The sequence below is a fragment of the Cupriavidus sp. FW305-26 genome, assembly GCF_058787975.1.
Genome location: NZ_JBYTAH010000021.1, coordinates 1 through 12,530, shown reverse-complemented (window position 1 = coordinate 12,530; position 12,530 = coordinate 1). Strand labels below are relative to the sequence as shown.

General features: G+C 67.7%; 14 protein-coding genes. 4 read left to right on the top strand and 10 right to left on the bottom strand.

Annotated features, from left to right (window positions below):
* Positions 1 to 199: 199 nt before the first annotated feature.
* The 5 genes from AC3WQZ_RS13930 to AC3WQZ_RS13910 all read right to left on the bottom strand — a co-directional run bounded on the left by AC3WQZ_RS13930 (position 200) and on the right by AC3WQZ_RS13910 (position 3,215).
* Positions 200 to 433 carry a hypothetical protein gene (locus tag AC3WQZ_RS13930; protein ID WP_010812497.1) on the bottom strand — a complete coding sequence of 78 codons (234 nt, stop codon included), beginning with the start codon at positions 431 to 433 and terminating at the stop codon, positions 200 to 202.
* A 97-nt stretch (positions 434 to 530) separates the two neighbouring features.
* Positions 531 to 899 (bottom strand): hypothetical protein, encoded by a 369-nt coding sequence (locus AC3WQZ_RS13925; RefSeq protein WP_010812498.1) that lies wholly within the window; start codon positions 897 to 899, stop codon positions 531 to 533.
* A gap of 60 nt (positions 900 to 959) precedes the next feature.
* Positions 960 to 1,652 carry an alpha/beta hydrolase gene (locus tag AC3WQZ_RS13920; protein ID WP_010812499.1) on the bottom strand — a complete coding sequence of 231 codons (693 nt, stop codon included), beginning with the start codon at positions 1,650 to 1,652 and terminating at the stop codon, positions 960 to 962.
* Between the two features lie 89 nt (positions 1,653 to 1,741).
* Positions 1,742 to 2,026, bottom strand: coding sequence for a hypothetical protein (locus AC3WQZ_RS13915; RefSeq protein WP_010812500.1), 285 nt, complete (start codon positions 2,024 to 2,026; stop codon positions 1,742 to 1,744).
* A 232-nt stretch (positions 2,027 to 2,258) separates the two neighbouring features.
* Positions 2,259 to 3,215, bottom strand: a complete 957-nt coding sequence (locus AC3WQZ_RS13910; RefSeq protein WP_010812501.1) for an alpha/beta hydrolase — start codon at positions 3,213 to 3,215, stop codon at positions 2,259 to 2,261.
* Between the two features lie 377 nt (positions 3,216 to 3,592).
* On the opposite strand from AC3WQZ_RS13910, the gene AC3WQZ_RS13905 reads away from it, so the two are divergent.
* The 4 genes from AC3WQZ_RS13905 (at position 3,593) to AC3WQZ_RS13890 (ending at position 6,543) form a co-directional block, all read left to right on the top strand.
* A complete protein-coding gene (locus AC3WQZ_RS13905) occupies positions 3,593 to 3,988 on the top strand; it encodes a hypothetical protein (protein ID WP_010812502.1) in 396 nt (131 codons plus the stop codon).
* A 271-nt stretch (positions 3,989 to 4,259) separates the two neighbouring features.
* Positions 4,260 to 4,826 carry a TetR/AcrR family transcriptional regulator gene (locus AC3WQZ_RS13900; RefSeq protein ID WP_058697051.1) on the top strand — a complete coding sequence of 189 codons (567 nt, stop codon included), beginning with the start codon at positions 4,260 to 4,262 and terminating at the stop codon, positions 4,824 to 4,826.
* Between the two features lie 413 nt (positions 4,827 to 5,239).
* On the top strand, positions 5,240 to 5,746 hold the full coding sequence (locus AC3WQZ_RS13895) for a copper resistance protein CopQ (RefSeq protein WP_492300743.1): 507 nt from the start codon (positions 5,240 to 5,242) through the stop codon (positions 5,744 to 5,746).
* A 209-nt stretch (positions 5,747 to 5,955) separates the two neighbouring features.
* Complete coding sequence (locus AC3WQZ_RS13890; protein ID WP_011617048.1) at positions 5,956 to 6,543, top strand: TetR/AcrR family transcriptional regulator; 588 nt, start codon at positions 5,956 to 5,958, stop codon at positions 6,541 to 6,543.
* On the opposite strand, the gene AC3WQZ_RS13885 is transcribed toward AC3WQZ_RS13890, so the two are convergent.
* From AC3WQZ_RS13885 to AC3WQZ_RS13865, 5 genes are all read right to left on the bottom strand, one after another.
* Positions 6,529 to 7,290, bottom strand: coding sequence for an alpha/beta fold hydrolase (locus tag AC3WQZ_RS13885; protein ID WP_010814088.1), 762 nt, complete (start codon positions 7,288 to 7,290; stop codon positions 6,529 to 6,531). The genes AC3WQZ_RS13890 and AC3WQZ_RS13885 overlap by 15 nt on opposite strands.
* A complete protein-coding gene (locus tag AC3WQZ_RS13880) occupies positions 7,287 to 8,309 on the bottom strand; it encodes a M14 family zinc carboxypeptidase (RefSeq protein WP_011617049.1) in 1,023 nt (340 codons plus the stop codon). Before AC3WQZ_RS13880 ends, AC3WQZ_RS13885 begins: the two co-directional genes overlap by 4 nt.
* Before the next feature lie 4 nt (positions 8,310 to 8,313).
* Positions 8,314 to 9,015, bottom strand: coding sequence for an HAD family hydrolase (locus AC3WQZ_RS13875; protein WP_454750170.1), 702 nt, complete (start codon positions 9,013 to 9,015; stop codon positions 8,314 to 8,316).
* 124 nt (positions 9,016 to 9,139) lie between these two features.
* Positions 9,140 to 10,027: a LysR substrate-binding domain-containing protein gene (locus AC3WQZ_RS13870; RefSeq protein WP_041688068.1), complete on the bottom strand. Its 888-nt coding sequence runs from the start codon at positions 10,025 to 10,027 to the stop codon at positions 9,140 to 9,142.
* Between the two features lie 148 nt (positions 10,028 to 10,175).
* The gene (locus tag AC3WQZ_RS13865) at positions 10,176 to 12,332 is read right to left on the bottom strand and encodes a phosphocholine-specific phospholipase C (RefSeq protein ID WP_011617051.1); all 2,157 of its coding nucleotides are present in this window, start codon (positions 12,330 to 12,332) and stop codon (positions 10,176 to 10,178) included.
* Between the last annotated feature and the right edge of the window lie 198 nt (positions 12,333 to 12,530).

Here is a 12,530-nt window from a genome sequence, read left to right as displayed (position 1 = left end):
GCGCTGCTGCGGGGCGTTTGTGGCGGCACAGGCCCTGCAGAGGCAGCCGCGTAGGCGGCTACCGCGCTCTTATCAATTCTTTGCAGTCGTCGGTGGACACCGCGCCTACACTCAAGCCCGCGCTCCGGCACGTGCTGTTGTTCTTCTTAACCACTGGTCGTCGTTCTGAAGTTACGGGCCGGGGCGCACCCGATGCGGCTCAGCGCCGCGCGCCCAGGGCCTGCGACAGCCGCTCCGGCTGTTGAGCGGCCGGGGACGCAGCGTGGGTCTGGATCAGGCCTGCGCCGGCGGGCTTCACCCGGACGGCCATTTGCTCGACCCTTTTGGCGGCCTGGGTCTCGGCGTGGTCATTCAGGATCAGGCACAGCAGTGTCAGCAAGGCTGCTGCGATCATGCTCAGCGCGATCCAGGCCAGGCAGTGCTTGCGTTCCATGGTAGGCGGGAGGGGGGCGTCATCAGTGCGCGAAGTTTACGCGCCCGCGCGCAATGCAATTGTCAATCTTTGCAAACGCCGGCCGCCGTCCGGCCCGCTATTCCGTCACGCCGTTTTCATGCAGCAGCCGCTCGCATTCTTCCAGCATGTCGTAGGCAAACGCAGACTGGTAGTTGGGATCGAGGGCTTCCATCATTTCGTGCGCGGCGTACAGGCCGGCCTCGCGTGACAGGGTCTCAGCCAGCTGGCGTGCAAACTGGTCGCTCAGTTCCGACAACAGGCGCCGCTCGGACAGCGGCAACTGCAGCTTCGAGCGCGACAGCCATTCGCCGGCCAGCGTCGCACCCTGGGCGTCGGTCATCCACTGGCGGTGTTCATAGTAGGCCGACAGCCGTTCGGCAGCGAGTGCGAATAGCAGTGCCTTGCGGGTATTGAAATCGATCCTGGGGAGTGGGGCGAGGGTCATGCTTGCGGCGTGGTGCGATGCGCGGCGCAGCGGCCGGCAATCATCTTGTCGGGGAGCGGATCAGGACTGCGCGGTGGCTGCCTGCGCAAAGCGCGCTGCCAGCCAGGCGCCGATGGCGGCGATCTCTTCCAGGCAGACCGAATGGCCCATCGGATAGGTGTTCCAGGTCACCGGGTGCTGCCGCGCCTGCACGAAATCGCGGGCGGCGACGCCCAGCTGCAGCGGCACCACGTCGTCCTGCGTGCCATGGGCGGCGAACACGGGCGTGGTGGCGTTGGCGGCGCTGACCTCGGCCGCCAGCGCTTTCGGCGCAGGGATGTAGGTGGACAGCGCGACGATGCCGGCCAGCGTCTCGGCATGGCTCAGCCCGGCGGTGTAGGCAATCGCGCCGCCTTGCGAGAAGCCTGCCAGCACGATGCGGTGCGTGGGGATGCCACGGGCGTTCTCGCGCGCAATCAGTGCGCGAATGGCTTCGCAAGAGGCACGGATGCCGGCTTCATCGGCGCGTCGCCCGGATTCATCGAGGGAATAAATGTCATACCAGGCCGGCATGACATAACCGCCGTTGCAGGTCACGGGGATAGCCGGCGCGTGCGGGAAGATAAAGCGCACGCCGGGCGCTGCGGGCAGCCGCAGCTCAGGCACGACCGGGGCGAAATCGCTGCCGTCGGCGCCCAGCCCATGCATCCAGATGACGGCGCAGGCGGGATTGGGCGCGGTTTCGAATTCGATCGCGGGCAGCAGTTCGCTCATGGGGCTGGTTCCTGTGGATATGCGCCTGCGCGCCGCACGGGCGCCAGGCAGCGCGAGTATCGCACAGGTCGGGGCCTGTCCCGGCTGCGTCAGGCCGCGGACGGAACGATAGGGACCGTGGTGAGGCCAGGCGTGCGTGCCGGCAGCTCCGGCATCGCAGGCGGCGTGGCGCGGCGCTTGTCGACCACGTCTTCCACGCCCTTGGCCGCGACGTCTTCCAGGAACGCCACCATGTCGCGGTAGTAGGCCACCTGCATCTGCGCTTCGAGCAAGCGCCTTTCGGCCTGGAACAGCGTCAGCCTCATGTCTTGCAGTTCCCTCTCGGCGATTTTCTCCGGGGTCGGCGGACTGAACAGGTTTGCAAGCCAACGCATGGCAGTACCTCCAGTGCTGTCAATGGCGAAATTGCGATGCTCGTGCCATGGGGTCCAATATAGACAAGAAACCGGCAAAAAGTCTCTCGGGCATCTCGCCGTGGCGCCTCGCCCACAAGGATGATTGCTGGTGGCGGAAGTCTGCGGTAGATTGGCCGCCCAGGGTCGGCCGTACCGGGACCCTGGTGCCCGCGCTCGCCACTTGCTGTGGCCAACGAGCCCGTGCAATCCCTCAGTGTGCCTGCCTGACCCGTGTTGCCCGGCGGGTCGCCTTCATATCTCTCGCGTCGTTTCCTGCCAACAGTGCCTGCATGGCATCGCCGTCCTGCGCGCGCACAAAGCGCAGGATCGGCGGCCAGAATGCCTCGATATGTTCTGGCAGGATGGCTGCGTCATGCGGCATGGCGTCCAGCATCACCAGCGCATGCAGATGCCTGGCCGCACGGGCCACGCGTTCCGCGTGGGGTGGGACGATCACCGCGTCGTCCCGGCTGTGCACCACCAGCAGCGGCCGCTCCAGCCGGCTGGCACGCGCAGCGTTGTTCCACGGATCCGGCAGCAGCCACGCGGCCCATGCGGGTATGCGCCCGGTCTGCACTGCGGCCAGGCGCGCCGAACTGAAGCCCGCCGCAATGACATAGCCGTCGGGCTGCGGATCGAAGCGCTGCGCCACCTCCAGCAGGATGCCGGATCCCAGCGAATGCCCCAGCACCACGCGCCGTTTTGCCTGCGGCGTGGCTGCCAGGAATTGCCGGTAGGCGGCCAGCGCATCCTCGCGCAGGCGGCGCACGCTTGGCCGCCCGCTGCTGCGGCCGTAGCCGCTGTAGTCGAAGACGTAGGAGGCGATGCCCGCGCCCGCCAGCATGGCCTGGACCGGGGCCCAGTCGGGCAGGCTCTCATTGTCGCCGTGGCACACCATCAGCGCTGGCGCTTCGGGGTCCGCGGCCGGCATGAAGGCGGCGTGCAGGATGCGATTGCCGCTGGCGAACGTGGCATGGCGCACCGTCAGGGCTGAAATGTCGGGTGCTGCCGCGTCCTTTGTTTCATCCGTCGGCGTGACAAAGGCTTTGCGTTCCACCGCACGAAACAGTAGATGCCGCGCAACACCCGCGGCCACGGCGAGTGCCGCGGCGGTGGCGAGCCAGCGGTGGCGGGATTCCGGCTGAGCGGGGCGGGGGCCTTCAGGCATGGCGATTTCGGGATGGCGTTCCCTTCAGGCTAGCAGGCCATCGGCGTCCGGGTGAAGAAAAGTTCATTCGCACGCATGCCTTAAGTGGATTCGCAGCCATATCGTGCAGCGTCGGCAGGCGGCTATCGGCCCGATAGAAAACTTTTGCCTTGACTATCTACCTAGTAGTAGATAGCATTGAATCTATGGCACCGCTGCACCGCCGGAAGCAAGCAAGAACGGGCGGAAAAGTGGCGATCCCATCGCAAGACCGGCATGGTCATTTTTTTAGCGCCTGTCATCTATCTACTGGTAGATGCGGCTCGAAAGAGTGACCCTGCCACAGCCACTGATACCGAATTGACGCGATCCCGAAACATCGCACCCAGGAGCCCATCATGAATGCCAAGTTCGCCAAGACCCTGATCACCGCCGCCACCCTTGCCGCCGCACTGGCAGGTGGCGTGGCGCAAGCCGCCAGCGTGCAAGACAACACCTCGGCTGGCGACAAGTACGGCTACAGCTACCGCGCCGGCAAGTTCGACACCTTCACGGAAGGTGCCCGCACCGGCAAGTTCGACCCGTTCACGGAAGGCGCCCGCGTCGGCAAGTTTGATCCGTACACCGACGGCGCCCGCGTCGGCAAGACCGATCCCTACACGGACGGGTACCGCACCGTAGCTGGCCTGGACCGTAGTGGCGTGTCGGCCGGGCCGGCCCGCAGCTTCGACCCGTACACGGACGGCGCGCGCGTCGGCAAGGCTGACCCCTACACCGACGGCGCCCTGGCTTGATTGCTGCCGGCTGAGGCCGGCGGCCAACAACTTTACGGCGGCGGTCACGCTGACTGCCGTCCGATGGAGTCCATCATGAGTTTGCGTGACAGTATCCTGCTGCTTGGCGGATGGCTGGTGCTTTGCGTGACGAGTGGCTCGATGATCACCTTCGCCGCGCAGGTCCTGCCTGGTTAAAGCACATGCCTTAGATGCCCCGGGGCTAGGGAATTACCCCAGCCCCGGGGCATTTCGGCTTGAGCGCCTATCTTCGCGTAGATAAACTGCTTTCATGAAAACGCAATCAGTACGCGAGCAACTGCTCGAGCACACCCTCGTCCTGATCCGCCGCCGCGGCTTCAACGGCTTCAGCTACCGCGACCTGGCGGAACTGGTGGGGGTCAAGACCTCCAGCATCCACTATTACTTCCCGTCCAAAGAGGACCTGGTACTGGAGGCGGTGAAGGAATACAGCGCCCGCCTGGCCGAGCGCATCCGCTCCATCGACACCAGCCTGCCGGTCACCGAGCAGGCGGCCATCTACCTGGCGCCGTTCCGCGCCAGCTGCGGCTCGGACCAGATCTGCCTGTGCGGCATGTTGTCGACCGAGACGCTGTGCCTGCCGGAGTCCGTGCACAAGCTGCTGCAGGGTTTCTTCCTGATGAACGAACAATGGCTGGCCGGCCTGCTGGAGCGGGCTCAGCCGCAGCGCAGCACGCCGTTCCCGGTGCCGCCGGCGCGGCTGGCACAGGTGGTGTTTGGCTCGCTGCAGAGCGGGCTGATTGCGGCACGCCTGTTCGGGACCTCCGACCGGGTGGAAGCCGCTGCGGATACGCTGATGGCCGCCGTCGCCGGCTAAGGTTTTCGCGCAATATCAGTGGCGCGTCTGAAGCCGTCATGTGGCGCAAGCTGCATGGCGGTTTTTTTATTTGCAGACAGCCGGTCGGCCGCCGGCGCTTCGGAATCGGTGATAAGCGCTTTTAAAACAACGAGATAGAGCCAGAAAAGGCATAGGCTATCGGGCCGATAGAAATGTTTTTCCTTGACTCTCTACCTAGTAGTAGATAGTATTTGACTCATGGAAGCGCTGCACCGCCGGCAACAAGCAAGACAAGGCGAAAACGTGGCGGTCCCATTGCATGACCGGAGGCGGTCATTTTTTCGAGGCCGAGTATCTATCTACTAGTAGATGCGGGATCGAAAAAAACGATCTGCCACAGCCACTGATACCGAATTGACGCGATCCCGAAACATCGCACCCTGGAGCCCATCATGACCAAGATCACCAAGACCCTGATTACCGCCGCCACCCTTGCCGCCGCGCTCGCGGGCGGTTTTGCGCAAGCGGCCAGCGTGCAGGACAGCACCTTCTCCGGCGACAAGTACGGCTACACCTTCCGCACCGGCAAGTTCGACACCTTCACGGAAGGCGCCCGCACCGGCAAGTTTGATCCGTTCACCGAAGGCGCGCGCGTTGGCAAGGCCGATCCCTACACCGATGGTGCCCGCGTTGGCAAGCCCGATCCCTACACCGACGGTGCCCGCACGGTAGCCGGCCTGGACCGCAGCGGTGTTTCGGCCCAACCGTCGCGCAGCTTCGACCCGTACACCGATGGTGCCCGCGTTGGCAAGCCTGATCCCTACACCGACGGTGCCCGCACGGTAGCCGGCCTGGACCGCAGCGGTGTTTCGGCCCAACCGTCGCGCAGCTTCGATCCGTACACCGACGGTGCGCGCGTGGGCAAGGCTGACCCTTATACCGACGGCGCCATCGCCTGAGAGCCGGCCGGCGTGATGCCGGCCATTGAAAACCGCCGGGCCGCCTGGGTGCGGCCCGTCTTCAGGAGTTGATCATGCGTTGGCGTGACACTGCGCTGATCCTTGGCGGATGGGTAGGGCTTTGCTTCGCAAGCGGGTCCCTCATCACGCTGATCGCACAAACGCTGCCGGCCTGAACGGCGCGGCAGCAAGACGATGGAGTTGATGCCATGAACACCCGATCCGTACGCGAGCAACTGGTCGAACATGCGCTGGTGCTGATCCGCCGCAGGGGGTTCAACGGCTTCAGCTACCGCGACCTGGCCGACCTGGTCGGGGTCAAGACCTCGAGCATCCACTATTACTTCCCGTCCAAGGACGACCTGGTGCTGGCAGCGGTGCGCGAATACGGCACCCGCAGGCGGGCGCGCCTGGATGCGATCGACGCCAGCCTGCCGCCCGCGGAGCAGGCGCGGCAATACCTTGCGCCTTTGCGCGCGGGTGCCGGCACCGACCAGGCTTGCCTGGTGGGCATGCTGTCGGCCGACGTGCTGATGCTGCCGGACGCGGTGCGCGCCGCGATGCAGGACTTTATCCGGCTCAATGAGCAATGGCTGGCCAGCTTGTTCGAGCGCGCCGCGGCGCAGCGCAAGTCGCCCTATCCGATTCCGCCGCAGCAGCTGGCGCAGGTGGTGTTCGGGGCGTTGCAGAACGGCTTGATCAGTGCGCGGCTGTTTGGCACGCCGGACCGGCTCGATGCCGCGGCGGCGCTGCTGACCAGCGCCATGCCGGCGGAGCAGGCCTTAGCCGCCGCTTAGTGTCAGTATCACCGAGCCGGCGACGGCATTGCACAGCCACTGCGGGTCATCGTGGGGCAGGTCATGCCCGGCCCAGTGGTGCGTCAGCAACTGCGCGTCCCAGGCTTGCGCGATGCGCGCCGAGCACACCGGGTTGACCAGGCGGTCTGCCGCCGAGGCAAGCAGCAGCGCCGGGCAGCGCGGCGCACTGGCGGGGGCGCGATAGCGGGCAGCGGCCAGCAACTGTGCCAGCGCGGCTTGGCGGCTCACCGGCGCGTCGGCGGCAATGGCCTGCCAGGTCTCGAGATCGCGTGCCAGCGTATCGGTGCGGGCACAGGTGATGGCATGGATGGTCCGCTCGCAGTACGCGCGGTCCTGCCAGCGCTGCGCCACGCGCAGCAGCTTGCCCCAGTTGCGCGGCCGCAGGCGCTGTGCGGGCGTGCAGAACGGCCGCATGCTGGTATTGACCAGCACCAGGCCGCCGACTTCCTCCGGATAGGCGCTGGCCCACTCGGTCGCGGCCATCGCACCCAGCGACATCGCCAGCACGCGGTACGGTCCGTGCGCGCCGGTGGCCGACAACTGGCGCCGCACCGCGGTGACCATCTCAGGCACGCTCCACGGCGCCGGCTGCGCCGACAGCGCGCCGTTGCCGGGCAGGTCGGGCAGCAGCGGCCGGCCCAGCCCGGCCGCTTCCCAACGCGCCGGCAGGCTTCCCCAGTGGCGCGATTCCCGCGTCAGTCCCCGCAAGAATACCCATCGGCTCATGGCGGCGGCTCCGTCTGCCAGTGTGCGCGTGCCTGCAGCAGCAGGTCGTCACGCTGCGCGCCGCGCGGCCGCCAGCGATCCGGCGCAAAGGCCACGCGGCCCAGGAAGTCGAACAGGCTCACGTGCCGGCGCAGCACGCGCGCGGTGCGGTGCGCCTTGATCGGGTTGAAGATGCCCTCGCGCGAGAACAGCTGGCGCGGGTTCTTCTTGATCCACAGCCACGAGCCCAGTTCCAGCGTCATCGGCAGGAACAGGTTGCCGTGCGGCGTCAGGTCATAGGCATGGTCCCACAGGTCGCCGTGCAGCAGGTACTGGTGGCTTTGCGGCTCGAAGGTGTAGCCGTGGTGCGGGTGGGCCTGCTCGAACAGCGTCTTGAGCAGGTACATCTCGGGCAGGTGCGCCATCGGCCGGCGCGTGCCCGCGTACGGAAACCAGATGCTGTCGCGCCAGCCGTAGCCTGAATGGCAGTCCACGGCAAAGCTGAGCGGGCGCGGCAGCAGTTCTTCCTGCACCACGCGCAGCAGCGCGCGGCTTTCCGCTTCCATCGGCGCGCCCGCCGGGCCGCGGTACCAGGGCAGCCAGGCGCCGATGCGCTGGCCGCCGGCCAGGAAGGGCACACGCGCATCGGCGTCCTGCGGGCCATTGCGCATCAGGTCGACGCCGTTGGGGTTGGCGCGGGTGCCGGCCCACATGCCGCCGGGGTTGACGATCGGCATGAATACCAGCCGCACCGACTGCAGTTCGCGGTGCAGCAGCTCGTCCCATGCCAGCCGGCTCAGCACCGAGCGCAGGTAGTCCAGCACCAGCTGCGTGCCGATGCGTTCCAGCCCGTGGATGCCGCCGAAGATGCCGATCGCCGGCGCGCCCGGATCGCGGCTGCCGAGCGTGGCGACATGCACGCCGAAGCGATGGCCCTGCACCATGGTTTCGCAGACCACCCGCGTATCCAGCACGTGGCTGCCCGTATCCAGCAAGGCCAGCAGCTGGTCGTACTCGGGGAAGCCGGCGTGCGGATGCATGGGCTCAGGCGGCCGGCACGCCTGCCGTGCCGAACAGGTGCAAGACCGGCCAGCCGCGTGCCTCGGCCGCGTCCCGCAGCGTCGAATCCGGATTGACGGCGACCGGGTGGCCAACGCTTTCGAGCAGCGGCAGGTCGTTGCGGGAGTCGCTATAGAAGGTGGCCTGTGCCAGCGCCGTGTGCGCAATGCCCAGCGTGTCGAGCCACGCCAGCACGCGCAGCACCTTGCCAGGCCCAAAGGCCGGCACGCCGGCCAGCGCGCCGGTGAACTCGCCGTGCGCATCGTGTTCCGCCTCCACCGCCAGCAGGTGCGGCACGCCCAGCTGGCGCGCGATCGGCTCGGTGACAAAACGGCAGGTGGCGGTGACGATGCAGCACAGGTCGCCGGCGGAGAGGTGGCGGGCCAGCAGGTCGCGCGCCGCCGGCTGGATGGCGGGCACGATCACTTTGCGCATGAAGTCCGCGCGCCACTGCGTCAGTCGTTCACGCGGATGGCGCGCCAGCAGGCCCAGGGCAAAGCGCGCATGGGCGGCAAAGTCCAGCCGCCCCGCCTGGTAGGCCGCCAGCCAGCGCGTGTTGTGCGCATCGATTTCGGCAGCCTCGGCGCCGCCCACGGCAACGAGGTAGCGGGCCCATTCATACTCGCTGTCGAGCGGCAGCAGGGTGTGGTCGAGGTCAAACAGGGCGAGGCGGGGGGCAGCGGGCATGCGGGATAGCTCAGTTGGCGAAACCGGCAAGCTTGGCGCGGCGTGGTGACCGCGCGGTGATGAAGGACCCAAGTTTTCCGATACCGGCATTGGCGCTTTACCTTGCGCGGCAGGCATGCGGGTGTCAGGCGGCGTGGGTGGCGGCGGTCGGCTCGTCCAGCGCCACGCAGTCCAGGAAGGCGCCGACCAGCCGGGTCTCGCGCCGGCTCTGCAGGCAGTATAGGTATTCATGCAGCACCGGCGCGCCTTGTGCGAACGGCACCACGCGCAGCAGCGGGTCGCGCGGCACCTCGCCCAGCGGCACCACGCTGGCGCCCAGGCCCTGGCGGATGGCCTCGTAGATGGCCTCGCGGCTGCCGATCACGGTGTGCGGCGGCAGTTCCAGCCCGCACGCGGCCAGTGCCGTCTCGGTGGCCTTGCGCGTCATCGAGCCGTGCTCGCGCACCAGCAGGTGGCAGCCGCGCAGTTGCGGCAGCTCGACCTGCGCCAGCCGCGCCAGCGCATGGTCCGGATGGGCCACCAGCACCATCGGGTCCGTCGCCAGCCGGATGCAGGCAAGCCGGTCGTCGTCCACCGGGTGCGACGATACCGCGGCGTCGATGCGGTACTCGAACAGCGCCTCCAGCATCTGCTGCGAATTGCCGATGTCCAGGCTCACGTCGATCGCCGGGTAGCGCTGCCGGAACGCCGCCATCGTGCGCAGGATGTAGTAGGGGCCGGTGGCGCCGATGCGCAGGTTGCCGAAGCGCAGGTTGCCGGCGTTGCGCAGCAGGTAGTCGGCATTGCCTTCCTGCTGCATCAGCTGCTCGACCACCGGCATCAGCGCCACGCCCACGTCGCTCAGGTCGACGCGGCTGGCGCGGCGGTGGAACAGCTCAACGCCGTAGGTCTCTTCCAGCTGGCGGATGCGGCCGGTGACGGTGGGCTGGCTGATGCGCAGCTGCCTGGCCGCCATGGTGATGCTGCCCTGGCGTGCCACTTCGAAAAAGGTCATCAGCAGGTCGCCGAGCATGGTTATCCGCAGGAAAGTTGGGGGGCAGCCCGGACAGGTCCCGGACGACCGCGCAGTCTAGCGGGCCAATATGACAAAACGGCTACGCCCGCCCGCGGCCGGAGCGGCCGGGGGCGGGCGCAGCGCTGCCCGTCAGGCGACTTGCGCGTCAGCCGTTGAGGCCCATCGCCGGATCGGACACGCTGTCCTTGCCGGTCTCGATGCGGCCGGCGAAGCGGCGCGTGAAGCCGCCTTGCGCGGTGGTGACGGTGAAGTCGTACCAGTTGCCCTGGCGGGCCACGGGCCAGTGCTGCTGCAGCTGCATGCCGGCCGGCACCTCGTAGGTCCAGGGACCGTCGGTGCGGTAGGCGTTAGGCTGCACGGTGAAGGTGCAGGGGGCGCTGCCGGTGTTGATCATGTCCACGTACACCGCGGCATTGGCGATGTCATAGCAGACCCGGATCTCCGGCGCGCTGGCACCCGCCGCAGTCACGGCCCCCACGTTGCCGCGGAAGGCGCGGTGGAAGCCGTTGGGGCCAAGCACCCACAGGTCGTACTTGCCGTCGTCGCTGGCAAAGACGTCCCAGCTGCCATGCAGTTCCTTGCCCGGCTCGACCATGTAGCGGCGCGGCACGCGGTCCAGGTGCAGGCGGTCGTAGACGTGGAACACCGCCGCCGCGGTGCCGGTGTTGCTGAACAGCAGCCACACCGCGCGCTGGTCGCGGGCGTCTTCGCGGGCGCTTACGTGCAGCTCATAGGGCAGGGCGCGCGACGGGCGCGTGCCGGTGTCCTGCTGCGGCATCTGCTGGCTGCTGGCCGAAGGCAGCGGCACTTGCGGCAGCACGCCTTGCGCGGTGCGGATGGCATCGGCGCTGGCCTTGTCGCGGTTGGGCAGCGTGGGCAGCGGGTTGGTGTTCGGGCTGACGAAGTTGAAGGCCGAGGTCAGGTCGCCCGCCACCGCGCGGCGGAAGCTGCTGATATTGGTCTCGGCCACGCCAAAGCGGGCTTCCAGGAAGCGCAGCACCGAGGTGTGGTCGGACACCTGCGAGTTGACCCAGCCGCCGCGGCTCCATGGCGAGACCACGTACATCGGCACGCGCGGGCCGGGGCCGTAGGGGCGCTTGTCGACGTGGTACTCCGGCCTGACCTGTTGCGGGTCGAGCGTGGTGGCGCCGGCCAGCGTGTCGCCGTCGTAGGCGGGCGCGCACGGCGGCGGCACGTGGTCGAAGTAGCCGTCGTTCTCGTCAAAGTTGATCAGCAGCACGGTCTTGCTCCAGACCGCCGGGTTGGCGGTCAGGGCATTCAGCACCTCTTGCGTATACCACGCGCCCTGTACCGGGCTGGAAGGCCCGGGGTGCTCCGAGTACGTCGCCGGCGCCACGATCCACGACACCTGCGGCAGCTTGCCCGCGGCAACGTCGTCGCGCAGCGATTGCAGGAAGCCGCCGTCAGGCATGGTGTTGGCCACGCCCTTGAGCAGCGGGCTGATGGCGTCGTCGGCGCTGGTGTATGCCGGGTAGGGGCTGCCGTTGGCCTGGTTGCCGCGCGCGGCGTTGGCGTCGCGGTATTGCTTGAAGCCCGCAAGCGGGTTGTCGGTGAAGTTGTCCGGCATGTTCTGGTAGACCTTCCAGCTCACGCCGGCGGCTTCCAGGCGCTCCGGGTAGGTTTTCCAGGTGTAGGCCGGGGCCGACCCCGTGAACGAGTCGCCGCTGTTGTCGATCACCGGCCCGCCGTTGGCGCCGCCGGGGTCGTTGGTGCCGGTCCAGTGGAACAGGCGGTTGGAGTTGGTGCCGCCGTGGAAGCTGCAATGGTAGGCGTCGCAGACGGTGAAGGCATTGGCCAGCGCCACCTGGAAGTCCAGCTCGGCCTCGGTGTAGTAGCCCATCGACTGGGTCTGCTTGTAGGTGGGCCACTTGTTCATGCGGCCCAGGTCCCAGGCGTTCTGCGCATCCGGGTACGAGTGCGGCGTGCCGCTGACGCGCTGCGCATTGCCGGCGCTGCTGTCGAGGTGGTAGGGCAGCACGGTGCGGGTGGTGCTGCCGTTGGTATAGGTCTGCTGCCAGACGTTCAGGCCGCCCGCCAGCGGGATCGGGAAGCGGTCGCCAAAGCCGCGCACGCCGCGCAGCGTGCCGAAGTAATTGTCGAACGAGCGGTTTTCCTGCATCAGGATGACCACGTGCTCGACGTCGCGGATGGTACCGGTGGCGTTGTTGGCCGGGATTGCCAGCGCGCGGCGGATGGACGGCGGGAAGGCCGCCAGCGCGGCGGTGGCGGCGGCGCTGCCGCCGGCGAGTTTGAGGAAGTTGCGTCTGCTTTGCGGGTTCATGGATTCTGTGCCGGGTGGTTTCTGGAGGGGAGACGGGCCAGGCCCGGCTTCAGGGTGCGCAGCGCAGCTGCGGCTTCACGGCGGGCGTCTCGCCAGGCTGGTCGCTGCCATTCCCCTGGCCGGGGTTGCCGCCGGTACCCGGGGCACCCGGCGTAGTCGGTGCCGCGTTGGGCGAGCCGGTGGGGCTGTCGCCGGAGT